Origin of the sequence: Rhizobium altiplani, from assembly GCF_001542405.1 — a bacterium.
Lineage (GTDB): Bacteria > Pseudomonadota > Alphaproteobacteria > Rhizobiales > Rhizobiaceae > Rhizobium > Rhizobium altiplani.
The window spans coordinates 138738-161671 of record NZ_LNCD01000140.1; the positions used below are offsets into that span (position 1 = coordinate 138738).

Below are 22934 nucleotides of genomic sequence, written 5' to 3' on the forward strand. Positions count from 1 at the left end.
CGCGTCGATTTCAGGCGTTTCGGAGCGTTAGTTTTCGAAGCGCTTGCCAACCTTTGCGACGTTCTCCTTCGTCACCAACTGGGCACGCGTGTCCAGGTTGGCGGCGGAAATGCCGCGATCGATCTGCAGGTAAAGCTGCATGACAGGCCAGAAGCCCTGCAGGAAGGGTTGCTGTCCCAGCGAACCGGTCAGGTTTCCGGCGGCGATTCCCTCCTGCTGTGCCGGGCCGAGGTCGAACCCGAATGCGCAGAGCTTGCCGGTCTTGCCCATCTGTGCGACGGCCTTGACGAGCGGTGGCGTGAAGACGTTGTTGGCGGTGAAGGCACCGACCACGTCACCACGGGATTCGAAGAGCGAAACAAGCGCGTTGACCGGATCGTTGGGGTTCGTGTCGATGCCGACGTTCTCCGGTCCAGCGTCAACCTTGAAAGCGTCAAGCTTGCCGGCCTCCTTCAATGTTTTGACGATGGCGTTGAAAGCGGAGGTGACCCGGTTGTTGACCTCGATGTTGCCCATCGCAGTTGACGACGGCAACAGAATCGAGCCGCTGGTTGCGCCGCTCGCAATCACACAATTGGCAAGAGCCTCGCCGCCGATTGCCGCGGCCGATGCGTCCTGACCAGTATGGCTGATGGCACTGCGATGCAGGATGGTTGCATCGAATGAGTTGGTTGTGGCGATCGGTATGCCCGCCGCCTCGGCAGCTTTGACGATGTCGTTGTAGGCGCCGACCTGCGGCGTCGTCATAATGATGCCGTCGATCGTCGGATCCTGGACGATCTGGTTGAGGATCTCGATTGCGCGCGCCGGATCGTCAACTGGCGATTCCGAGCCGAGCAGCAGGATCTTGGCGCCGATCATGTTGCCGGCGACGGTTGCGCCGACATAGACGGGATCAAAAAAGCCATTGCCTGCCGTATGAGTCACGATCGCGAAGGTCAAATGACCGTCCGCCGAATGGAAGTTCTTCGTGTTGGGATCTTCCTTGGCAGCTTCGGCAAAATTATAGCCGCCAACTGCTTTCTCGACGCTGCCCGACTGCGCAAATGCATGCGAGACGCCGAGCGATAGTAGCGCCGCTGACACCGCGTACAGCAAAGTCCGCCTCATGATTAGTCCTCCCTTGAGTCAAGGAAGGAAAGCCGTTCGAGCGCAATTTACAGAGAGTGAGGGCCGAAGGCTTCCTCCCATACGCTAATATTCTGCGCAATTCCGATGCAAGTAAACGGCGAACTCATCGTAAGGGCGAAATTGTTTGCCTCCCAAACCTCCCCTGGTTGTTTTTGATGACAAATAGCCGTTGAGGTCGTGGTTACTGGCTCTCAGGGGATGGATGCGCTTCCCTGGGGAAGCCTGCCTCCTTTTCGGAACGCGATCCTTAGCTTGCTGAAAGAGCCACGATGCGCTCGTAAATGACGGCGGGGGTGGCAGGCTGGTGTTCGTCGATCCGGTAATGTTTGGCGAGGGCGGCAACCGCCGCATCTGCTGAATCCGCGCTTGAGGCATGCACAAGCGCGATGGGGTCGCCTTTCTCTACACGCGTGCCAAGCGGCAGAATGTCGGATATCCCGACGCGATGATCGATCCTGTCGGCGGGATGACGCCGTCCGCCGCCGAGGTCGACGACGGTCATGCCGATCTCCCGTACGTCGCAGCCGGAAAGCCAACCGGACCGAGGTGCGGGGACAGGTTTCGTCAGCGGCGCCTCGACGAGGTACTTGTCCGGTGCCTCCAACAGATCCGAGGGGCCGCCGAGGCGGCTGACCATGCGGGCAAAGCTTTCGGCGGCCTTGCCCGTAGAAAGCGCGTCCACGGCTTTTGCCTCACCGTCCTGAAGTGACGACACCACACCTGACTTCGCCAGCATCTCGGCTGCGAAGGCCAGCACGGCAGCCTCCAAGCGGGTGTTCTTCTTTTTGCCCGCTAGAAAATCCAGACAGTTTCGGATCTCGACGGCGTTTCCGGCAGCATCCGCCAGCGGCTGGTTCATGTCGGTAATCAGGGCCGATGTCCTGACGCCTGCACTGTTGGCGACATCGACAAGGGCGCGGGCCAGCATCTCGGCATCGTCAGGCTCGGCCATGAACGCGCCCGTGCCGACCTTGACGTCGAGCACCAGCGTCTGCAGTCCGGCCGCAAGCTTCTTCGAAAGGATCGAGGCGGTGATGAGGGGAATCGAGTCAACGGTCGCCGTCACATCCCGGACAGCGTAAAGCTTGCCGTCGGCTGGAGCGAGGGAGCCGGTTTGGCCGATGATGGCGCAGCCGACATCCTTCACGACCTTGCGGAAAACTGTTGCGTCAGGGGTGATGGTATAGCCAGGAATGGCTTCGAGCTTATCCAGCGTCCCGCCGGTATGGCCGAGACCACGCCCTGATATCATCGGAACGGCGAGGCCGCACGCTGCCGCGATCGGTGCGAGCATCAGGGAAACATTGTCCCCGACGCCGCCTGTCGAGTGCTTGTCGGCAATAGGTCTGTCTATGTCTGCCCAGCTCAGTGTGTCGCCCGAGCGGGCCATTGCCAGCGTCAGCGCCACGACCTCGTCGCGCGACATACCCTTGAACCAGACCGCCATGGCGAAGGCGCCGATCTGCCCCTCGGAGAGCTGACCGGCCACAAGTGCGGCAATGAACGATTGGATATCCTCTTCGGAAAGCGTTCCGCCATTTCGCTTCTGGCGGATGATCTCCTGGGGGATCATCTCAATAGCTCGATGCAGCGGCGGGCGCGGATTGCGTGCCGCTGAGCACGGCAAGAATGTCGTCGAGCAATCCGGATGCGCCGAAGCGGAACGTGGATGGCATCGGCCAGTCCGGCGCCATGATCGTTTCTGCAAGGCTCAGGTAAAGCGCTGCGTCTGCCACCGAACCGATGCCACCCGCCGGCTTGAAGCCGACTTTGCGGCCGCTCTGGCGAATGACCCGCAGCATGATGTCGGCAGCTTCCAGGGTCGCATTGACGGCGACCTTGCCGGTGGAGGTCTTGATGAAGTCGGCACCCGCCTCGATGGCGAGTTCGGAGGCACGACGGATCAGCGCCGCATCCTTTATCTCGCCGGTCTCGAGAATGACCTTCAGCAGGATCGGGTCCTTGCACTCGGCTCGGACCGCCGCGACCATGTCGGTGACAGCCTTGCCGCTACCGGTCATGAATTTGCGATAGGGGATGACGAGGTCGATTTCGTCGGCGCCGTCGGCGATCGCCTCGCGTGTTTCGGCGGCAACGTCGGCCACTTCCATATCGCCCGACGGGAAATTGACCACAGTCGCAATCCGCACCGGATGACCCGTGCCGAGAACTGCGCGAGCGCGGGCAACGAAGCTCGGCCAGATGCAGATCGCCGCCGTGTTGCCATAGGGGGTTTGGGCGCGCGCACACAGCGCGTCGATCTGCGCCTCGGTGCAGTCATCCTTGAGGTTGGTAAGATCGAGGAGGGAGAGGGCGACGGCGGCCGTTTCCTTGCTGGAATGGTTGGTCATTATTCGCGTTCTCCTGCAATCATTTCCTTCAGTATGGCGGCGAGGCGCGCACCGCCGATCGGAGCCATATCCTTGGTCTCCTCATGGCTCAGTTCGCCGCCGGTCATGCCGGCTCCATAGTTGGTGATTACGGACGCCGCCGCAACCCTTAAGCCAAGCATTCGCGCGATAATCACTTCCGGCACGGTCGACATGCCGACGGCATCGGCGCCGAGGATACGGGCCATGCGGATTTCGGCGGGTGTTTCGAAGCTTGGGCCTGAGAACCACATGTAGACGCCTTGCGACAAGGCGATACCGAGCTTCTCCGCAGCATTGCGCATCCTGTCGGCGAGAGCTGCATCATAAGCACTCGTCATGCCGACAAAACGACGATCGCTTTCCTCGCCGATCAGCGGATTCATGCCGGAATAGTTGATGTGATCGCTAATCTGCATCACCGAGCCAGGAGGCATGTCGTCTCGGAGCGACCCTGCGGAATTGGTCAGGACTAGCGTCTCGACGCCTAGACCTTTGAGCACCTCGATCGGCAGCCGCATCGCGCTGGCATCGCCCTTCTCGTAGAAATGGACGCGACCGGACAGCATGATGACGGGCACACCGCCAAGCAAACCCGCGACGACTTCTCCGGCGTGGCCCGAAACCGCGCTAACAGGAAAGCCCGGCAAGTCGTGATAAGGGATGCGATGCGCATCAGTCATCTCGCCGACCAGCGAGCCGAGACCGGAACCAAGCACGATGCCGTAGCGCGGCGAAAGGCCGCCGAGCCTTCCGGCAAGCACGTCGAGAGCGGCACTCATCCGAGTTCGGTCTCGAAGCTGAACGGCAGCAACTCTTCCATGGTCATCGTCTTCTTCACGCCGACCTCATCGCAGAGGTAGATCTTCGTGTCCTTGGAGGCGAACTCCGAGATCTTCTGCCGGCAGCCGCCGCAGGGCGGGCAGAGCGGCAGCTTTTCGGCGATCACGGCCATTTCAACGATCTTCTTGGCGCCGGCCATGATCATGGCGCTGATGGCGGTTGGCTCCGCACACCAGCCTTGCGGGAAAGACAGGTTCTCGATATTGGCGCCGGTGTAGACCTTGCCGTCCTCGGCGCGGATCGCTGCGCCGACGGGGAACTTCGAGTAGGGGGCATGAGCGAAAGCCATGGCACCGCGAGCGGCCTCGAAAAGATCGTGGGACATGTTCTCAGCGTTCCTTCGTATAGGGCACACCACCCGCTTTCGGCGGGATTGCCACGCCGATGAAGCCGGCGAGCAGGATGCAAGTCAGGATATAGGGCAATGCCTGGAAGATCTGTACCGGCACTTCGCCGATCAGCGGAACCTGCTTGCCCTGCATGAAGTTTGCCAGCGCATCGAGGAAGCCGAAGAGCAGGCAGGCGAACATGACGGGCACCGGTCTCCACTTCGCAAAGACCAGTGCCGCAAGTGCAATGTAGCCCTTACCGGCCGACATATCCTTGATGAAGGCAGCCGACTGCGCGATCGACAGATAGGTCCCCGAGAAGCCGCAGAGGATGCCGGCGCACATGACCGCGCGATAGCGCAACCAGCCCACCGAAATGCCGGCCGTATCGACCGCGCCCGGATTTTCGCCGACGGCGCGCAGCCGCAGGCCGAAGCGGGTGCGGTAGAGGATCCACCAAGAAAGCGGAACCGCGAGAAAGGCGAGGTAGGTCAGGATATTGTTGCCTGAGATCACGTTCGCGTAGAGCGGGCCAATGATCGGAACTTCACGGACGGCATCGGCGCCCGGCAGCACGATCGGCGCAAAGCGGGCTTCCTGAGTTAGCTGCGGCGTACGGCCGCCCTGGCCGAACCAGGCGCCCCCAAGGACGATTGTGATACCGGCGACGAAGAAGTTGATCGCAACGCCCGAGATGATCTGGTTGCCGCGATTGGTGATCGAGGCGAAGCCGTGGACGAGGCTGAGCGCCACGGAGCAAATGATGCCAGCACCGAGGCCGAGCCATGCCGAGTCCGTCAGGTAGGCGACGCAGGCTGCCGCAAAGGCAGAGCCGAGCATTTTACCCTCGAGGCCGATATCGAAGATGCCGGCGCGTTCGGAGAACAGACCAGCCAGCGCCGTGAAGATCAGCGGGATCGACAGACGGATCGTGGAGCTCAGAACGCTGATGAAGATGTCATAATAATCCATCGTCCGTTCCCCTTACGCGGCCTTGAACTGTTGATAGACGCGAACCATCGCGGGTCGGAACATGTATTCGAGCGCACCGGCGAAGAGGATAACAAGACCCTGAATGACCAGGATCATTTCGCGCGTGATGTTGGGCATCTCGAAGGAAATCCAATCGCCACCCTGATAGAGGATGCCAAAGAGGATCGCCGAGAAGATGATCCCGACCGGGTGATTTCTCCCCATCAGCGACACGGCGATGCCTACGAAACCGGCGCCGCCCACGAACTCGACCTGCAGGCGGGCCGAGGATCCCATGACCGGGTTCAACGCCATCATGCCGGCAAGCGCCCCCGACAGCAGCATCGCGGTCATGACGATGCGGGCGTACGGGATGCCGGCATAGGCCGCCGCGCTGTGGCTGACGCCAAGGGTGCGCATCTCGAAGCCGAGCTTGGTGCGCCAGATCAGCAGCCAGACGAAATAGGAGGCAACGAGGGCAATGAGGAACGAGACGTTGAACGGTGCTGCGCCGAGCTTGGCACCAAACAGGTTCATCAGCCAGCCGAGTTTCGGCAACTGGCCGCCTTCCAGGAAGGTGCGGGTTTCCGGCGCCATCTTGCCGGGGACGATTAGAACGTGCACCAGCAGATACACCATCAGCGCCGCGCCGATATAGTTGAACATGATGGTGGTGATGACGATGTGGCTGCCGCGCTTTGCCTGCAGGAAGGCGGGGATGAAGGCCCAGGCGGCGCCAAACAGACCGGCACCCACCACGGCCACCGGCATGGTGACATACCAGGGGACATAGTGGTCGAGCGCCAGCGCAACCAACGCGCAGCCGAGACCGCCAAGATACGCCTGCCCTTCCGAACCGATGTTGAACAGGCCAGCATGAATGGCGACCGCAACGGAGAGGCCGGTGAAGATGAAGCTCGTCGCATAATAGAGCGTAAAACCAATGCCTTCGCCGCTGCCGAGTGCGCCCTCGATCAGCAGCGACAGGGCCGCAAGCGGGCTTTCGCCGATCAGCCAGACGACGAAGCCGGAGATCAGGAAGGCGACAAGCAGATTCAACAGCGGAATGAGGCCGTAGTTGATCCAATTTGGAAGTGGAACTGAAGCAGTGCTCATCAAGGCCTCACGCGGCAATGCCGGCCATCATCAGGCCGAGGGTCTGTTCACCGGCATCGGGCGTCTTCTCGCCGACGACATGGCCGGCAAACATGACAAGGATACGGTCTGAAAGGGCGCGGATTTCGTCGAGCTCGACGGAGACGAGCAGGATCGCCTTGCCCGCATCGCGCATCTCGATGATCCGGCGGTGGATGAATTCGATGGCGCCGATATCGACGCCCCGCGTCGGCTGGCCGATGATCAGCGCCGTCGGATCGCGCTCGATTTCGCGGGCGACGACGATCTTCTGCTGGTTGCCACCGGAGAAGTTCGCGGTCTTCAGCCGCGGGTTCGGCGGGCGGATGTCGTATTTTTCGATCTTCTCCATGGCGTCCCTGCGGATCGCGTCGAGATCGAGCAGCGGGCCCTTGCTGTAGCCGGGATTGCGGTGGTAGCCGAGAACGGAATTCTCGTACTCCTCGAACTTCAGCACCAGCCCCATGTGATGCCGGTCCTCGGGGATGTGGGCTAGGCCGAGCTCGCGCAACCGCGCCGGATCGGCTTTGTCGATCGGCTGACCGTCGAGGAAGATCTCGCCGGAATGCGGCTTGCGGATGCCTGCTATCGCCTCCAGCAATTCGGACTGCCCATTGCCGGCGACGCCGGCAATGCCGACGATCTCGCCGGCACGGACGTCGAAGGATACGTTGTCGACCATGATGACGCCGCGGTTGTCCTTGACCGTGAGATTGCGAACCGACAGGATCACCTTACCCGGATTGGCTTCACCCTTCTGCACGCGCAGCAGGACTCGGCGACCGACCATCAGTTCGGCAAGCTCCTCGACCGTGGTTTCGGAGGTCTTGCGGGTCGCCACCATCTCGCCGCGGCGCATGACCGACACCGTGTCGGTGATCGCCATAATCTCGCGCAGCTTGTGGGTGATCAGAATGACGGTCTTGCCCTGGTCGCGAAGGACGCGAAGGATCTTGAAAAGATGGTCCGCTTCAGCAGGTGTCAGCACGCCCGTCGGCTCGTCGAGGATCAGGATTTCGGCGCCGCGGTACATGGCCTTGAGGATCTCGACGCGTTGCTGTAGCCCGACCGGAAGCTCTTCGATCAGCGCATCCGGGTTCACTTCGAGGCCGTAGTCCTTCTCCAGGCGGCGCAGCTCGGCGCGCGCGGAAGAAACGCCCCTGGCGAGCAGCGCGCCGCCTTCGGCGCCAAGCATGACGTTCTCAAGCACGGTAAAATTATCGACCAGCATGAAGTGCTGGTGCACCATCCCGATCCCGGCTGCGATTGCAGCCTGGCTGTCCTTGATGGTGACGGGATTGCCGTTGACGCGGATCTCGCCGCTATCGGCATGGTAGAAACCATAGATGATCGACATCAAGGTCGATTTGCCGGCACCGTTTTCCCCGATGATGCCGTGAATCGTACCCTTGGCGACGGTAAGATTGATGTCCTTGTTGGCGTGAACGGCACCGAATTTCTTGTCGATGCCCACAAGTTCGATAGCGGGCGTGTCTGTCACAGCAGGCTCCAAATACGAAAAGGGCGTATGACGGAGCGACTCCGCCATACGCCCGTCTCAGTCACGGATCACTTCGGGCAAGCATTGTCCGTCGTGTAGTCGTGAACCTTGATGGTTCCCGCAATGATGCCTTCCTTGGCCTTGTCGAGCGCGGCCTGCATGTCAGGCGTGATCAGCGCCTTGTTGTTGTCGTCCATGGCGGCGGCAACGCCGTCTTCCTTGACGCCGAGCGCCAGGACGCCGGCCGTGAACTTGTCGCCCTTGACGTCGCTGAAGCCGTTGTAGACGGCAAGGTCGACGCGCTTGACCATCGAGGTCAGGACGGAGCCCGGATGCAGGTGGTTCTGGTTGCTGTCGACGCCGATCGAGAGCTTCTTGTTGTCAGCGGCCGTCTGCAACACGCCGAGGCCCGTCGCACCTGCTGCCGCGTAGATGACATCAGCGCCCTGATCGATCTGGTTCTTGGTGAGTTCGCCACCACGGACCGGGTCGTTCCAGGCAGCGCCCGTCGTGCCGGTCATGTTCTGGAACACCTCGATATCGGATTTGACGGAGCGTGCGCCCTGCTCGTAGCCGCATTCGAACTTGCGGATCAGCGGGATGTCCATGCCGCCGACGAAGCCGACCTTGCCGGACTTCGATGCGAGGCCTGCGAGAGTGCCAACGAGGAAGGAGCCTTCTTCTTCCTTGTAAACGACCGAACGAACGTTTGGCTTGTCGACGACGGCGTCAACGATGACGAACTTCGTGTCGGGGAATTCAGCTGCGACCTTCTCGATGGCCGAGGTCCAGGCGAAGGAGACGGCAATAACCGGGTTAAAGCCACGGCTTGCGAAGTTGCGGATTGCCTGCTCGCCCTGCGTGTCACCGGTCGGCTCGAAGTCGCGATAGGCGATACCGGTTTCTTTCTTGAACTTCTCAGCGCCATTAAAGGCTGCTTCGTTAAAAGACTTATCGAACTTCCCGCCGGTGCCGTAAACGAGCGCCGGCTTGACGTCCGCGGCCAGCGCCGTCGTGGACATGGCAGCCACGGCCAGGAGAGTCAGAAGGGATTTTTTCATGAGTTGCAGCCCTATTGTTTCTGTTTGTTTGGGTCCTCCCGCAAGCCTGTTTCAGACATGTCTGCGGAACCACCGACCTCCCCCCGGAGGCCTGGCTGGGCGCATCCTTGCATGGCTCAAAAAAAAATTCACGAGAAATTTTTCGACTGGTAAAAATTTGCCGCAATTGCCAAAAATCAGCTCAGGCGGGCTGTTTTTTGCACAAAATCATCGTTGGGTTGCGATTTTTCTAGCCAACCCCGGAACTGGTCGACGCTATTTGTTATGCTGCAAATCGGCCAGCCGCAGGCGATCTTTTGTAGCCTGCCATCCACAACAGCAGCGACAACACCAGGAACACGGCGAATGCTGGCTGAAGCATCAGCCATTGGAAGGCAAGCGTGTAAAAGCGCGGGTGGATATAATAGGCGATGCTCGATTGCAGGCTTTCCAGCGAGGAGGGGCTGAGGTCCTGCCATGCGTCGCCCACGGGGGTAATGACCACGGAAGAGGCGGCAACGGACTGGATGGCATCGACCGTTCCGGCGATGACGGCAACGGCCAGCGCGACAAGACTCGTCAAACGCAAAAGGAAACGCATCGAACTCTCCGGCGATCAAACATGGCAGGCATTTTCCCGGCCAGCCGCGCCATTCGTCAACCTCTACAAAAGATAGTGATGGAGGGGTGGAGCTGCAATGGAGGGCGTTAGCGCACTTTTACCGGAAGAAGTCAAAAAACTGTTAGATTTGGGTTGATCGACAGAAATTCATCGGTATATATCGCGGCCGTTCCGACGATTTGCATCTTCGCCGATGCAGACCGCCAAAGGACAGGTGGCCGAGTGGTTGAAGGCGCACGCCTGGAACGCGTGTGTACGTGAAAGCGTACCGAGGGTTCGAATCCCTCTCTGTCCGCCAAATATCTTCTGAAGATACTTGTTTTTACTAGAATAGTTTCTTTGGCGTCCGTCAGGTCCGCCGTTCAGCCCGCGGCCGGTCCACGGCTGAGTTTGTCGCTACCTGCGTCGACAGAGCTGCCGCTTCGCTAATGCGGACAGAGCGCCTCGCTCCGTTGGAGCAAACGCGTCGCCCCCCGTTAACGTTGAATTCCAGCAGGGCAGAGGGCCACCCAGCGACCACGTTCATGGGCTGCCATCGGAATCAGCTATCTTCTAAGCGCCGTCGGAGCCCGCCGAGGCAACCCTTGCCTCGGTTTCCGAGGAGGCGGTTGAGGCTGACGCCGGCGCTGGAGCTTTGCGACGCTTGATGTATTCCTCGAAGCGCTGAAGAACGACATAGAAGGAAGGCACGAAGAGGACTGCAAGGCAGGTCGAGGCAAGCATGCCGCTGAACACGGAGATGCCGATCGACCGGCGCGCGTTGGCGCCCGCGCCTGTAGCAAGGACCAGCGGAAGCACCCCGAGGATGAAGGCGAAGGATGTCATCAAGATCGGGCGGAAGCGCAGGCGCGCCGCCTCCACGGCTGCTTCCAGGATTTCCATCCCCTGCATCCGTTGCTCGCGGGCATACTCAACGATCAGGATCGCGTTCTTGGAGGCGAGCGCAATCAGCAGGATAACGCCGATCTGGGTATAGAGGTTATTGGCAACGCCGATCGCCATGAGTGCGCCGACCGTACCAAGTAGCGCCAGAGGCACCGCCAGTAGCACAGCGAGGGGCAGGATCCAGCTTTCATATTGACCGGCGAGCACGAAATAGACGAGCAGTATGGCGAGTGCGAAGACGAAGTAGATCTGCGAACCGACGGCCTTTTCCTGGTAGGACATTGCCGTCCAGTCGAAGCCAGCGGTCGGTGGCAGTGTATTGCTGGCGATCTGCTCCATCACGTCGAGCGCCTGGCCGGAGCTAAAGCCCGGCGCCGCCCCGCCAACGATCGTGGCGCTGGGATAGAGGTTGTAGAGACTGATCAGGGACGGGCCCTGCATGGGAGTGACGTCGACCACGGTTCCTAGCGGCACCATGGTGCCGTTGCCCGCCTTGACCATCAGCCTGCGGATGTCCTCAGGGCTGACGCGCGCGTCGGGCGAGGCCTGCACATAGACCTGGAAGGTGCGACCGAATTTGCTGAACTGCGTCACATAGCTGGAGCCCACATAGCCGGAAAGCGCGGAGAAGACCTGGCCGACTTCAATGCCAAGGGTCTCGGCCTTGATCCGATCAACGGTGACCGCCAATTGCGGCACGCCTGCGCGGAAGCTGGTGCTCAGCCGTTGTAGAGCGGACTGGCTGTTGCCGTTGCTGACGATGCTGTTGGCCAGAGATTCGAGGAGGGGGTAGTCGAAATCGCCATTGCGGATCTCCACCTGCATGGTGAAGCCGCTGGCATTGCCGATGCCCTGGATGGGGGGCGGCACGAGCACAAGTGTATTGGCGTTGAGCACCTCCTTCAGCGCGCCGTTCAGATGCTCGTAGATCGACAGTAGGTCCTGCCCCTTCTCCTTCTCGCGCGCGCCCCAATCCTTCAGTACGACATAGGCAACGCCTGCGTTCGGCAGGCTAGCATTGTTATCGAGCACCGAAATGCCGCTGATGGTCAGTACGTTTTCGACCCCCGGTGTCGCCGCGGCGATCGTGCCGACCTGTTGCATGACTTGATCGGTTCGCTCCTTGGAGGCTCCGTCGGGCAACTGAGCACCGATGAGCACATAGCCCTCATCCTCGACCGGCAGGAAGGCGGTCGGCAGGCGGGCCAGACCCCAGCCAGCCACCGCGATTAGCACAAGCGCTATCACGACCATCAGGCCGCTGCGGTGCACCATCCGGCCGATCAGGCCGGCGTAACGGCGCTCGATCGGATCGTAGGCGCGGTTGAAGGCCCGGTAGAAGAAGTTGCGCTGTTCCGGCGGGACGGGTGGCCGCAGCCAAAGGGCACACTGCGTCGGCTTCAGCGTCATGGCGTTGATGGCGCTGATGAGGGCGGTGGCGGCAATTACAAGGGCGAATTGCCGATAGAGCTGCCCGGTTAGACCCGGCAGGAACGCTGCGGGAATGAAGACCGACATCAGCACCAGCGTGATGCCGATCACCGGCCCTAACAACTCATCCATCGCTTTCTCGGCGGCTTCGCGACCCGGCAGGCCCCTCTCGACGTGGCGAGCGACGCCTTCGACGATAACGATGGCGTCGTCGACGACGATGCCGATGGCAAGGACGATGGCAAAGAGGGTCGACAGATTGACGGTGAAGCCGAGGGCGGCCATGGCCGCGAAGGCGCCGATGATCGTCACCGGCACCGTGGTTGCCGGCACAAGCGTCGCCCGCCAGTCCTGCAGGAAAACGAGAATGACGATCAGCACCAGAACACCCGCCTCGATAAGCGTCTTGTAGACTTCGTCGATCGAGGCAGTGACGAACTTTGTGGTGTCGAAGGGCATCTGGTATTGCAATCCCGGCGGAAAGCTCTTGGAGAGCTCGGCCATCTTGACGCCCACCTCCTGGGCGACGGTAAGAGCATTGGCTTCCGGCAGCTGGAATATGCCGATGCCGGTCGCGGGATGACCGTTCTGCATGAAGGTCTGGCTGTAGGTCTGGGCACCCAGCTCGACCCGACCGATGTCCCGGATGCGCGTAATGCGGCCACCGTTCTCGGCATCGACCTTCACGATGATGTTTTCGAAGTCGGGCGCCTCGCTGAGGCGGCCATTGACGTTCAGCGTGTATTGGAAATCCTGGCCGGTCGGCACCGGCGGTATGCCGATCTGGCCGGCCGCCACCTCCTGGCTCTGTTGCTGCACGACGGAGATCACGTCGTTCGGCACAAGGCCCCGTGCCTGCAGAAGGTTGGGATCCATCCAGATGCGCATCGCGTACTGGCCCGCGCCGAAAACCGTGACGCTGCCGACGCCCGGTAGACGCGAGAGCTCGCTTTGCAGGTTGATGACCGCATAGTTGGAGAGGAAGAGACTGTCGAAGCGGTTGTCCGGCGAGGTCAGAGTGACGAAGCCGAGGATGGACGTCGATTTCTTCTGCGTGGTTACACCCTGCAGCTGCACGGCCTGCGGCAGCGACGACATGGCGATTGCCACGCGGTTTTGGACGAGCACCTGCGCCTGGTCTGGATCGGTGCCGATGGCAAAGGTGACGTTCAACGAGTAGGTGCCGTCGCTGGCGCTCGTCGATTGCATGTAGATCATGTCTTGAACGCCGTTCACCTGCTGCTCGATCGGCAACGCGACGGTATCGACAAGGGTCTTGGCGCTGGCGCCGGGATAGCGCGTCGTCACCGATACGGTCGGCGGAACGACGTTCGGATATTGCGCGACGGGCAGCTGGATCAACGCCACGGCGCCGATCAGCACCATGACCAGAGCGAGAACGTTGGCCAGTACCGGGCGCTCGATGAAAAAGCGCGAGATCATGGCTTGGCTGCTTCCGCAGCAGAGGGTGCAGGCGTATCGGTCCGGGGCACGACTGTTGCATGGGGAGCAGAGGTTGCGTCCTCGCCGGGATCCAGTTTGACCTTCTCCGGCGCGACTTTCGCGCCTGGAATTGCCCGCTGAATACCTTCGGCGACCACCCAGTCACCGGGATCGAGACCCTCCTCGATCACCCGTAATCTTCCCTGCCGCTGGCCAGTCTTGACTTGGCGTTGCTCGATGACGTCATCCTTGCCGAGAACCAGCACGTAGCTGCCCTGCTGGTTGGAACCGATCGATTCGTCGCGGACGAATATGCCGCCGTCGCGATGGCCGACCGGGACCCGCACGCGGGCGAAAAAGCCAGGCAGCAGGGCGCGGTCCTTGTTGTCGAGCAAGCCGCGGACCTGCAGCGTACCCGTCGAGGCATCGACCTGTGGCGCCGCATAATCAAGGCGACCCTTATGCGGATAGCCGTCTTCGCCCTGCAGGCCGATCTCGACAGGAACATTCGGAAGGTCGACTTCGCGGAATGTCTTGCCCTGCCGTGCCAAATCCTGCTTGATCGCCAGGACCTGCGGTTCGCTGACGTTGAAATAGACATAAATCGGATCTAGCTGGACGATCGTGGCAAGCTTGGTCGGTCCGGCAACGCCGACAAGCGCGCCGACATCCACGAGATGAGCGCTCACCACGCCGTCGAAAGGCGCCAGAACACGGGTATAGCCGAGATTGATCTCCGCCAGTTGCAGGCTCGCCTGGGCGTTGAGGATGTTCGCGTTCGCTTCATCATAGGCGGCCGTCGCGGTGTCCACATTGGTCTGGGTGGTGGCCTGCTGCTTTATGAGCGCGAGCTGTCGTTGGTACTCCTGCTGACGCCCGACCTGGGAGGCTTTCGCGGAAGTCAGCGATGCCTGCGCCTGATCGCGCTGCGCCGTATAGGTATTGCTCTGGATCGAGAAGAGCTGATCACCCTGTTTGACCGATGCGCCATCACGGTAGTCGATCGTGTCGAGGAACCCTTGGACGCGTGCCTCGATGTCGACGCTGTTAAAGGCAGCGGTATTGCCGGTCAGCTCGAAATAGGTGGTTACCGGCTGCACTAGCGGCTGGGCCACATGGACCACCGGCGGCGGTGGCGGAACGTATTCGTTCTTGCTGCCGTCACACGCGGATAGCGCTGCCGTTGCAGCAAGCGTGATCGATAATTGTAGGCTTCGATACAATTTACCACGCATTTTGCCGCCTCAACCGCTTCAACGCCTCAGCTGTAATGCACGTGCGCCTCGCCTATGAACGACCCGTATCTCCCCCGGCGAAGTAAACACTAATATTCCTGTAGATCGCTGAAGTTGCAATAGCTTAAACACGGCGGCTGCTTAGGCGTGCCCAGGAGTGCTGCCTAGCCGGTTGCACTGCCGTCTCGCCTGGCCACCTTGTCCACCCAAAAGAAGCCATCCAGTCCCGACACGATCGAAGGGGGTGAAAGTGGGAGAGTCGCAGCCGTACCCAAGGGTGATGAGCATCAATCACATTCGAAAGCCGGCTCCAGTAGAAAATACTTGCATCAACCGACCGGTCAGTCAATTATGGGCCGAACGCGGGAGGAAATCCGCATCGAGACTATGTTCTACCGTCACCGGTCGCCGCTGGAAGCGGCATTGCCGGCCGCTTGGGCGTGGCTTCTGGCGGAGATGGCCGGCAGGGGGTGGAGGCATATCCAGCGCCCGCGACGGGTAACTTGATACGATCCCATGCAAGCCATCTGCAAAGGCCAGGGAGGGCATGATGCAGTCACTGATAACACCAGTCCATAAACCGGTTCCGGTGGAAATTCTGCAGGCGGAGCTGCGCAAGGTTTGCGGTGCCTTCGATCTCGAGCCGATGGGCCGCGACGGTACCATGGCCGGTGATGTTGCGAGCCGCCGCATCGGCTACTTCGAGACGGCCGTGGTCGGGCTCGACGCGCGCCATGTCAGCCGCAGCACCCGCTCGATCCGGCAGGACCCGGGCGAGCATCTCTTCCTTCTGATCCAGGACGAGGGCCACTGCCGCGTCGAGCAGAGCGAAAAGACGGCCACACTTTTGCCCGGCGATATGTTCCTTGTCGATTCCGTACTGCCGTCCTCCTTTGTCTATGACGGCGTACGCTCCAGCCAGGTGTCGCTGCACATGCCGCGCCACGAAATGCTGCACCGCTTTGGCAAGGAATGCACCGGTGGCGTCGCGATCAGCCGCGACGACCCGCTGTGGGTCGCCATGCGCGCGGTGCTGACGAAAATGCTCGCCGAGCCGGGGGCGACGACGCAGCTCGGCGAAGCCTTCTTCTGCCTGATGGGCGCGTATCTCCAGGGTATCAGGACCCAGAACAAAGCGCGGCCGGCCGAAACGCTGCTGTCGCGGGCGCTCGCCCTGATCGATCGCCACTGCGCCGATCCTGGTTTCGGCCCGAGCGAACTTGCCCGCCGCCTCAATGTCTCCGAACGCATGCTGCAGCGGCATTTCCAGACGCTCGGCGAGACGCCCGGCCACCGGCTGCTCGGTCGCCGGCTGGAGCTTGCGCGGGCGCGCCTTGGCGCGCCGCAGCAAGGCCAGGGCGGACAGGGAATCGCGGGCATCGCCTTCGATGCCGGCTTTAACGACCTTTCCTACTTCTACCGCGAGTTCCGCAAAAAATACGGCATCACGCCGGGCGCAGTTGTCCGCAGCCCTGTCGAGCGCTGCCATTGACGGATTTGTCCAATGCGCTGGACGGCCCCGTCCAAGTGGGGCTCGAGCACTTCGTATAGGCTATCCCGCCAATAGTCCTGCATGAGGTGGGCTTGAAGGGAGGAGGCGATCATGACGCTGCACAGCGCGACGATCAACGGTAAGCCGGTCAACGGCCAAAAGGCTTTCAGCGTATTGAACCCGGCGACGGGCGAGGAAGTGGGTCGCGCGCCGAACATGGGTGCGGCCGAGCTTGACGCCGCCGTCGCCGCCGCCAAGGCCGCGTTTCCGGCTTGGTCGGCCAAGAGCGACGAAGAATTGCAGGCCGCCTGTGCCGCCGTCACCGCCCGCATCGAAGCGCATGCCGGAGAACTCGCGGAACTTCTGACCCGCGAACAGGGCAAGCCGCTGAACGGCCTGGGCTCGCGCTGGGAACTCGGCGGCACGGTCGCCTGGGCCGGCTACACGACCGGGCTTTCGCTGCCCGTCAAGGTGCTTCAGGACAACGAGCAGGGCCGCGTGGAGCTGCACCGCAAGCCCCTCGGTGTCGTGGGTTCCATCACGCCATGGAACTTCCCTGTCATGATCGCGATCTGGCATATCATGCCGGCGCTGCGCACCGGCAACACGGTGGTTGTCAAGCCGTCGCCGCTGACCCCACTTTCGACGCTGCGCCTCGTCGAGATCATGAACGAAGTGCTGCCGGCCGGCGTGCTCAACGTCGTTACCGGCGACGATACGGGCGAATTCAACCTCGGCGGCGCCATGGCAGCCCATTCGGACATCCGCAAAATCGTCTTCACCGGCTCCTGCGCCACCGGCCAGAAGGTCATGCGCTCGGCTGCCGAGACGATGAAGCGCCTGACGCTGGAACTTGGCGGCAACGACGCCGGCATCGTGCTGCCGGACGCCGATCCGGCGGCAATCGCCGAAGGTCTGTTCTGGGGCGCCTTCATCAACAACGGCCAGACCTGCGCCGCCATGAAGCGCCTCTACGTGCATGAATCCATCCACGACGCCGTCTGCGAGGCGCTGGTCGCCTATGCGAAGAATATCCCGGTCGGCAACGGCCTTGAAGAAACGAGCGTTCTCGGGCCGATCCAGAACCGCATGCAGTTCGACAAGGTGAGCCGCCTCGTCGCCGACGCCAAGGGCCGCGGCAAGGTGCTGCTCGGTGGCGAAGCGGGCGAGGGCCTGTTCTTCCCGCCGACCATCGTCTCGGGCCTTTCGAACGGCGATGCGCTGGTCGACGAGGAGCAGTTCGGCCCGGCGCTGCCGGTGATCAAGTATTCGGACATCGAGGACGCGATCCGTATGGCCAATGACAGCCCGAACGGCCTCGGCGGCTCGGTCTGGTCCTCCGACCTCGCCGCCGCCAAGAAGGTCGCGGCTCGCATGGAATGCGGTTCGGTCTGGATCAACAAGCATGGCGCAATCCAGCCGAACGCGCCCTTCGGCGGCGTCAAGGCCTCCGGCTTCGGCGTCGAGTTCGCCGTAGAGGGGCTAGAGGAATACACGGACATCCAGGTGGTGTTCGCTTGAGCATGCAAGTCCTGAGATAACTAGGGAGGAGATTATGACAATGAAGCGATATCTGGCTTCGGCCAGCCTCGTGCTGGCGCTTGGCGCGCCCGCTGCCTTCGCCCATCCGCTGGATGGCCTGACGGCGGAGGAATACCAGAAGATCAACAAGATCCTGCGCGACGAGAAGGTGGTGGACGACAATACGCTCTACCCGCTGATCGAGCTTAAGGAGCCGGCCAAGGCCGACGTGCTTTCCTGGAAGGACGGCGACAAGCCGCTCGACCGCGAGGCGAAGGTACAGCTGACGAGCCCGCAGGGCTTCAAGGAAGCCGTCGTCAACATCACCACCGGCAAGGTCGAAAGCACGACGCCGATCAAGGGCCAGCCGATGGTCCTCTTCACCGAATTCATGGACGCGCTGGCCGGCGCGCTGCAGAATCCGGACATGGTGGCGGGCCTGAAGAAGCGCGGCCTGACGCCGGAGCAGGCCTTCTGCCTGCCGCTGACGGCCGGCAACTTCTTCACCGAGGAATACAAGAATTCCCGCCTGATGAAGGTGCCCTGCTATCGTGTGCCGGATGGCTCCAACTACTACGCAAAGCCGATTGAAGGTCTCTTCGCCGTCTACGACATCGGCAAGAAGAAAGTGCTGAAGGTCATAGACAACGGTGCCATCGAAGGCCCGAAGGACAATTGGGGCTATACCGAGAAGGAAGTGGAGGCTCGCGAGCCGCTGCGCCCGAAGATGAACATGGCCACGCTCTCCCAGGAAGGCGGCCCGAACTACAAGATCACAGGCAGCCATCTCGAATGGGACCTGTGGCGCTTCAACTTCCGCGTCGACAAGCGTCCGGGCCTGGTGCTTTCCAACCTCGACGTCAAGGACGGCGACAAGTGGCGTTCGGTTATCTACCAGTCGCACCTGTCGGAAGTCTTCGTGCCCTACATGGACCCGACCGAAGGCTGGTACTGGCGCACCTACATGGATAGCGGGGAATACGGTTTCGGCCTGTTCCTGAGCCCGCTGCGCGCCGGCGTCGACTGCCCGAGCTACGCTACCTTCCTGCCGGCGACGATTGCCGACGACAAGGGCAATCCACTGACGATCCCGGATGCGATCTGCGTTTTCGAGCGCTCGATCGGTGATCCGGCCTGGCGTCACTTCGAGGTCTTCGCCCAGACGCCCGAAAAGCCGCTTCCGGCTGAAGGCCGCCCGGCCACCGAGCTGGTCGTGCGTACGGCTTCTGAAGTCGGCAACTACGACTACCTGATGGACTATCGCCTGCAGCAGGACGGCCAGATCCGCATCATGATCGGCGCAACCGGCCTTGATGCGGTGAAGGGTGTCGCATCGACCTCGATGAACGATCCGACCGCCGCTGCGGACACCGCCCACGGCACGCTGATCGCGCCCAACCTTGTGGCCGCCAACCACGACCACTACTTCAACTTCCGCATCGACTTCGACGTCGACCAGCCGGCCAACCACTTCGGCACCATGGACATCGTTCCCTCCAAGGTGGATCCGAAGAACCCGCGCCGGTCGATGTGGGAAGTGCAGCACACCATGCCGAAGACGGAAATGGAAGCTCGCTATCAGCTCTCGGCGATGAAGCCGCGCTATTTCATGATCTCCGATCCGTCCCGCGAAGGCTATCTCGGCCAGGAACCGGGCTGGATGGTCCATCACGGCGACGTGGCCTACGGTCCCTTCGATTTCGCCAAGGACCCGCCGATGAAGCGCAATGCCTACATCGAGTACTCGGTTTGGAATACGGTCTACAATGCGGACCAGCAGTATGCCGGCGGCAAGTTTGCCATGCAGAGCGACGGCTCCGACACGCTGCCGGAATGGGTGAAGGCGAACAAGCCCCTGATGGGCAAGGATGTCGTGACCTGGTTCACTGCAGGCTTCCACCACATCCCGCGCATGGAAGACTGGCCGGTCATGTCAACCGAGTGGAAGACCATCCACATCGAGCCGCACAACTTCTTCGCCCACAACCCGGCGCTGACGATCCGCAACGTTCCGCCTGCGATCCAGAACGCCCAACAGTAAGCGAACATACGATGACGAAGGGGCGCCCACTGGGCGCCCCTTTTACTCTGCCTTGCCCATTCACCGAGTACGATCCTTGTGATGGATCGAACCGCAGTCTTGAGCTTGCCAATCGGCGCGACACTGCGATGTCGCGCGCATGACATATTCAGTGTCCAGCGACGAGCCCCGCCGCAGCGGTCTTCTTGGGTTGCCGCAGCAGCAAGACGACAGGCGTCATCGCGATGATCATAACGCCCATCAACCAGAAGCAATCGCTATAGGTCATAACAAGCGCGTTGCGTTCGATGAGGCTCGAAAGCTGCGATATTGCGCGAAGCTTTGCCGTGGCCGCATCGATGCCTTGGCTGACCCCGCTCACCGCAAGGCGCGCCTGCCCGGCGATCGAATTTGCCGTGAGCGCCTCGCGTATGGTGTCCGAATGGGCAGCGCTGCGCTGGTCGATGACGACGCCGCTCAAGGCGAGGCCCATCGAGCCCCCGAGATTGCGGGCCATGCTGTAGATACCGGCGCCGTCGGCCGCATTTTCGCGACCGATAGCGGCCATGGAAACCTGATTGAGCGGCATAGCAGCCAGGATCTGTCCCACGCCCCGCAGCAATTGCGAGATGGTGAAATCACCTCCGGCGCTATCCGGACTAAGCCCGATGTCGACGAAGCAGCTTGCCGCGAAGAAGACCAGGCCGAGCGCGACCATGATCCGCGCGTCGAAACGGCCGACGACACGGGGAAGGACCGGAACGAGCAACAGCACTGGAACTGCGGACAGAGCCATGATGCCGCCCGCCTGTCTTGGATTGTATCCGGCGATCGTGCTCAGGAACTGTGGAAGGATGAAGGTCGCGCCGTAGGTGGCTGCCCCCACGGCGAGGGCGATCAACGTAGCGCTGGCGAAGGCACCATTCCGGAGCAGGGAGAGCTTGATGACCGGGTCGGCACTGGTCTTCTGAGTCACGAACAGCACGACGAACCCGAGGAGCGAGGCGAGGCTCAGCTGGACGATCATCGGAGACTCGAACCAGGCTTCGCGCTGCCCCTCTTCGAACACGACCGTCAGGCAGCTGAACGCCAGCGTCATGCCCGCGATTCCCCACCAATCCGCCTTGGCCAACAGCCCAAGGTTTGGACTTTGGCGCGGCAGGCCGACAAGCAGCAGAATGGCGAGCGCGATGCCGACAGGCAAATTGAGGAAGAAGCACCATCTCCAGGTGATCTCTTCGGCGAGATATCCTCCCAGCACCGGTCCGAGGATCGGCCCGATGAGCACGATGACGCCGAAGATGCTCATTCCGACAGGCATCTGGCGGGGCGGCAGCCGGGTTCTGACGATAACCTGCGCGGTCGGTATCAAGGCTCCGCCGAAAAATCCTTGCCCGACGCGCCCGATGATCATCGCGAGCAGGCTGTCGGACAGGCCGCAGAACATGGAGAATAGAACGAATGCCGTGGTCGTCACCAGAAGCAATGTTCGCAGCCCCAACAGACGCGTGAACCATGCGGTCAGGGGGATCATGATGACCTCGGCAACGAGGTATCCCGTGCCTATCCAGGTCCCCTCTGTGCCGCTGGCTCCGATGGCTCCCTGGATTTGCGGCAGCGCGGTGTTGGTGATCGAGATGTCGAGCGTGGCCATCAGCGCGCCGATCGCGCCGGCGACGACGGCGACCCAGTCGGTGAGGCTCGCGGCATCCGGCTGAGGCGCAGTCGCCTGGACCGATATCGATTGCGCGCTCATTGCACCGACGCCACCTTGTCGAAGGTCGAGACCTTGGTGTTGACCGAGACTTCAATGGAGAGGCCGGGCAGCAGCGGAGGCATCTTCTGGCCCGTCTCCAGCTTGATGCGGACGGGAACGCGCTGGACGATCTTGGTGAAGTTGCCTGTCGCGTTCTCCGGAGGCAGCAGGGCGAACTGCGCGCCTGTTCCCGGCGCGAAGCTGTCGACGACACCTGTGACCTTGAAATTGGGATAGGCGTCGATCGTGACCGTGGCAGGCTGGCCCGCGTGCATGCCCCCGATCTGCGTTTCTTTGAAGTTGGCCACAAGGTAGATGTCGTCGGTTGGAACGACCGTCATCAGCTGCGTGCCCGGCTGGACGAATTGTCCGACCTGGACCGTGCGATCGCCGATCCTGCCGGAGATTGCACTGCGAAGCACCGTGTCGTCGAGATCAATCTCTGCCTTGCCGAGGCTTTCTTGGGCGGCGACCAGTTGCGCATGGGCCTGTTCGACCTGCGCCTTCAGGGCGGTCGTCTGCTGCCGGGCCGCATCAAGGACAGCCTGCTTCAGCCGAACAACGGATTTCGCCTGCTCGAGCGCGCTCCTCGCCTGCTCGCCCTTGTGCTGGCTCTCGATGCCGCGGGCGGCGAGGGGCGACGTCCGGTCGAGGTCCTTCTGGGCGAGTTCGGCATTCTCGGTCGCGTTTTCGAGGTCGGCCGCAGCCTGTGCAATCACAGAGTCCTGCTGCTTGATGTCGGCCTTGCTCTTGGCGACGTCCGCCTGGCGGGCGTTGACGGTGGCCTTGGCCTCGCGGACCGCCATTTCGTAGCGGCGGGGATCGATCTTGACGAGCGGCTGGCCCGCCGTGACCGTCTGGTTATCGGAGACATATACCTCCGCGATCTGCCCCGAAAGCACGGGGGCCATCGAGACCTGATCGGCGCGAAGATAAGCATTGTCGGTGCTCTCGATAAAGCGTCCGTTCTTATGCCAGTCGTAGCCATAATAACCGCCGCCGATGGCGACAATGGCTCCAATGGTGGCCAGCGCATATCGCGCGCGGCTGCGCTTCGTTTGTATTTTTGCTTCCGGCAAGGAAGCGGTTTTCGGTGAGACAATAGCGTCCATGGTCGAGTCGCTTGGTGTTCGTTGAATTGCGTGAATTATTACACGCGTAAGAATTCTGTCAACTGGAAGAATTTTTACGGATGGAATAAATTTTATCG

General features: G+C 61.6%; 17 protein-coding genes and 1 tRNA gene. 4 read left to right on the forward strand and 14 right to left on the reverse strand.

The features are described from left to right. Positions 1-27: 27 nt before the first annotated feature. The 10 genes from AS026_RS35765 to AS026_RS35810 all read right to left on the reverse strand — a co-directional run bounded on the left by AS026_RS35765 (position 28) and on the right by AS026_RS35810 (position 9920). Positions 28-1110, reverse strand: a complete 1083-nt coding sequence (locus AS026_RS35765) for a substrate-binding domain-containing protein (RefSeq protein WP_018855308.1) — start codon at positions 1108-1110, stop codon at positions 28-30. 268 nt (positions 1111-1378) lie between these two features. Continuing rightward, entirely contained in the window at positions 1379-2704 is a 1326-nt protein-coding gene (gene deoA / locus AS026_RS35770; RefSeq protein ID WP_018855307.1) for a thymidine phosphorylase, read from the reverse strand. Position 2705: 1 nt separating this feature from the next. Continuing rightward, positions 2706-3482, reverse strand: coding sequence for a deoxyribose-phosphate aldolase (deoC, locus tag AS026_RS35775; protein WP_062375677.1), 777 nt, complete (start codon positions 3480-3482; stop codon positions 2706-2708). Next, positions 3482-4282 carry a purine-nucleoside phosphorylase gene (locus tag AS026_RS35780; RefSeq protein WP_018855305.1) on the reverse strand — a complete coding sequence of 267 codons (801 nt, stop codon included), beginning with the start codon at positions 4280-4282 and terminating at the stop codon, positions 3482-3484. The genes deoC and AS026_RS35780 overlap by 1 nt, the downstream gene beginning before the upstream one ends. Continuing rightward, positions 4279-4668, reverse strand: a complete 390-nt coding sequence (locus tag AS026_RS35785; protein ID WP_062375681.1) for a cytidine deaminase — start codon at positions 4666-4668, stop codon at positions 4279-4281. The genes AS026_RS35780 and AS026_RS35785 overlap by 4 nt, the downstream gene beginning before the upstream one ends. A 4-nt stretch (positions 4669-4672) precedes the next feature. Continuing rightward, a complete protein-coding gene (locus AS026_RS35790) occupies positions 4673-5644 on the reverse strand; it encodes an ABC transporter permease (protein ID WP_025659797.1) in 972 nt (323 codons plus the stop codon). A gap of 12 nt (positions 5645-5656) precedes the next feature. After that, complete coding sequence (locus AS026_RS35795) at positions 5657-6760, reverse strand: ABC transporter permease (protein ID WP_018855302.1); 1104 nt, start codon at positions 6758-6760, stop codon at positions 5657-5659. A gap of 7 nt (positions 6761-6767) precedes the next feature. Then, a complete protein-coding gene (locus AS026_RS35800) occupies positions 6768-8279 on the reverse strand; it encodes an ABC transporter ATP-binding protein (RefSeq protein ID WP_025659799.1) in 1512 nt (503 codons plus the stop codon). A gap of 68 nt (positions 8280-8347) precedes the next feature. Continuing rightward, positions 8348-9340: a BMP family lipoprotein gene (locus AS026_RS35805; RefSeq protein WP_018855300.1), complete on the reverse strand. Its 993-nt coding sequence runs from the start codon at positions 9338-9340 to the stop codon at positions 8348-8350. A 262-nt stretch (positions 9341-9602) separates the two neighbouring features. Beyond that, a complete protein-coding gene (locus tag AS026_RS35810) occupies positions 9603-9920 on the reverse strand; it encodes a hypothetical protein (protein WP_025659800.1) in 318 nt (105 codons plus the stop codon). Between the two features lie 229 nt (positions 9921-10149). On the opposite strand from AS026_RS35810, the gene AS026_RS35815 reads away from it, so the two are divergent. Beyond that, positions 10150-10239: transfer RNA gene (locus AS026_RS35815), tRNA-Ser, on the forward strand. A gap of 254 nt (positions 10240-10493) precedes the next feature. Here the strand turns inward: AS026_RS35815 and AS026_RS35820 are convergent. After that, a complete protein-coding gene (locus AS026_RS35820) occupies positions 10494-13700 on the reverse strand; it encodes an efflux RND transporter permease subunit (protein WP_062375685.1) in 3207 nt (1068 codons plus the stop codon). Next, entirely contained in the window at positions 13697-14935 is a 1239-nt protein-coding gene (locus AS026_RS35825) for an efflux RND transporter periplasmic adaptor subunit (protein ID WP_025659802.1), read from the reverse strand. The genes AS026_RS35820 and AS026_RS35825 overlap by 4 nt, the downstream gene beginning before the upstream one ends. Before the next feature lie 550 nt (positions 14936-15485). Here AS026_RS35825 and AS026_RS35830 point away from each other — a divergent pair. The 3 genes from AS026_RS35830 (at position 15486) to AS026_RS35840 (ending at position 19989) form a co-directional block, all read left to right on the forward strand. Continuing rightward, positions 15486-16427: a helix-turn-helix domain-containing protein gene (locus tag AS026_RS35830; RefSeq protein WP_062375688.1), complete on the forward strand. Its 942-nt coding sequence runs from the start codon at positions 15486-15488 to the stop codon at positions 16425-16427. Between the two features lie 111 nt (positions 16428-16538). Further along, entirely contained in the window at positions 16539-17948 is a 1410-nt protein-coding gene (locus AS026_RS35835) for an aldehyde dehydrogenase family protein (protein ID WP_062375692.1), read from the forward strand. Between the two features lie 40 nt (positions 17949-17988). Then, on the forward strand, positions 17989-19989 hold the full coding sequence (locus AS026_RS35840) for a copper amine oxidase (RefSeq protein WP_037215007.1): 2001 nt from the start codon (positions 17989-17991) through the stop codon (positions 19987-19989). Between the two features lie 148 nt (positions 19990-20137). Here the strand turns inward: AS026_RS35840 and AS026_RS35845 are convergent, their stop codons facing one another. Together AS026_RS35845 and AS026_RS35850 are read right to left on the reverse strand one after the other, a co-directional pair. Beyond that, a complete protein-coding gene (locus tag AS026_RS35845) occupies positions 20138-21724 on the reverse strand; it encodes a DHA2 family efflux MFS transporter permease subunit (protein ID WP_062375696.1) in 1587 nt (528 codons plus the stop codon). Then, positions 21721-22836, reverse strand: coding sequence for an HlyD family secretion protein (locus AS026_RS35850; protein WP_062375700.1), 1116 nt, complete (start codon positions 22834-22836; stop codon positions 21721-21723). Before AS026_RS35850 ends, AS026_RS35845 begins: the two co-directional genes overlap by 4 nt. Positions 22837-22934 lie beyond the last annotated feature (98 nt).

What these genes read in the sequence shown, in the direction of transcription:
- AS026_RS35850 (WP_062375700.1), bottom strand. Translation starts at nt 22,836, where the DNA reads ATGGACGCTATTGTCTCACCGAAAACCGCTTCCTTGCCGGAAGCAAAA.
- AS026_RS35790 (WP_025659797.1), bottom strand. Translation starts at nt 5,644, where the DNA reads ATGGATTATTATGACATCTTCATCAGCGTTCTGAGCTCCACGATCCGT.
- AS026_RS35785 (WP_062375681.1), bottom strand. Translation starts at nt 4,668, where the DNA reads ATGTCCCACGATCTTTTCGAGGCCGCTCGCGGTGCCATGGCTTTCGCT.
- AS026_RS35830 (WP_062375688.1), top strand. Translation starts at nt 15,486, where the DNA reads ATGCAGTCACTGATAACACCAGTCCATAAACCGGTTCCGGTGGAAATT.
- AS026_RS35845 (WP_062375696.1), bottom strand. Translation starts at nt 21,724, where the DNA reads ATGAGCGCGCAATCGATATCGGTCCAGGCGACTGCGCCTCAGCCGGAT.
- AS026_RS35820 (WP_062375685.1), bottom strand. Translation starts at nt 13,700, where the DNA reads ATGATCTCGCGCTTTTTCATCGAGCGCCCGGTACTGGCCAACGTTCTC.
- AS026_RS35795 (WP_018855302.1), bottom strand. Translation starts at nt 6,760, where the DNA reads ATGAGCACTGCTTCAGTTCCACTTCCAAATTGGATCAACTACGGCCTC.
- deoA (WP_018855307.1), bottom strand. Translation starts at nt 2,704, where the DNA reads ATGATCCCCCAGGAGATCATCCGCCAGAAGCGAAATGGCGGAACGCTT.
- AS026_RS35840 (WP_037215007.1), top strand. Translation starts at nt 17,989, where the DNA reads ATGAAGCGATATCTGGCTTCGGCCAGCCTCGTGCTGGCGCTTGGCGCG.
- AS026_RS35810 (WP_025659800.1), bottom strand. Translation starts at nt 9,920, where the DNA reads ATGCGTTTCCTTTTGCGTTTGACGAGTCTTGTCGCGCTGGCCGTTGCC.
- AS026_RS35825 (WP_025659802.1), bottom strand. Translation starts at nt 14,935, where the DNA reads ATGCGTGGTAAATTGTATCGAAGCCTACAATTATCGATCACGCTTGCT.
- AS026_RS35835 (WP_062375692.1), top strand. Translation starts at nt 16,539, where the DNA reads ATGACGCTGCACAGCGCGACGATCAACGGTAAGCCGGTCAACGGCCAA.
- deoC (WP_062375677.1), bottom strand. Translation starts at nt 3,482, where the DNA reads ATGACCAACCATTCCAGCAAGGAAACGGCCGCCGTCGCCCTCTCCCTC.
- AS026_RS35805 (WP_018855300.1), bottom strand. Translation starts at nt 9,340, where the DNA reads ATGAAAAAATCCCTTCTGACTCTCCTGGCCGTGGCTGCCATGTCCACG.
- AS026_RS35765 (WP_018855308.1), bottom strand. Translation starts at nt 1,110, where the DNA reads ATGAGGCGGACTTTGCTGTACGCGGTGTCAGCGGCGCTACTATCGCTC.
- AS026_RS35780 (WP_018855305.1), bottom strand. Translation starts at nt 4,282, where the DNA reads ATGAGTGCCGCTCTCGACGTGCTTGCCGGAAGGCTCGGCGGCCTTTCG.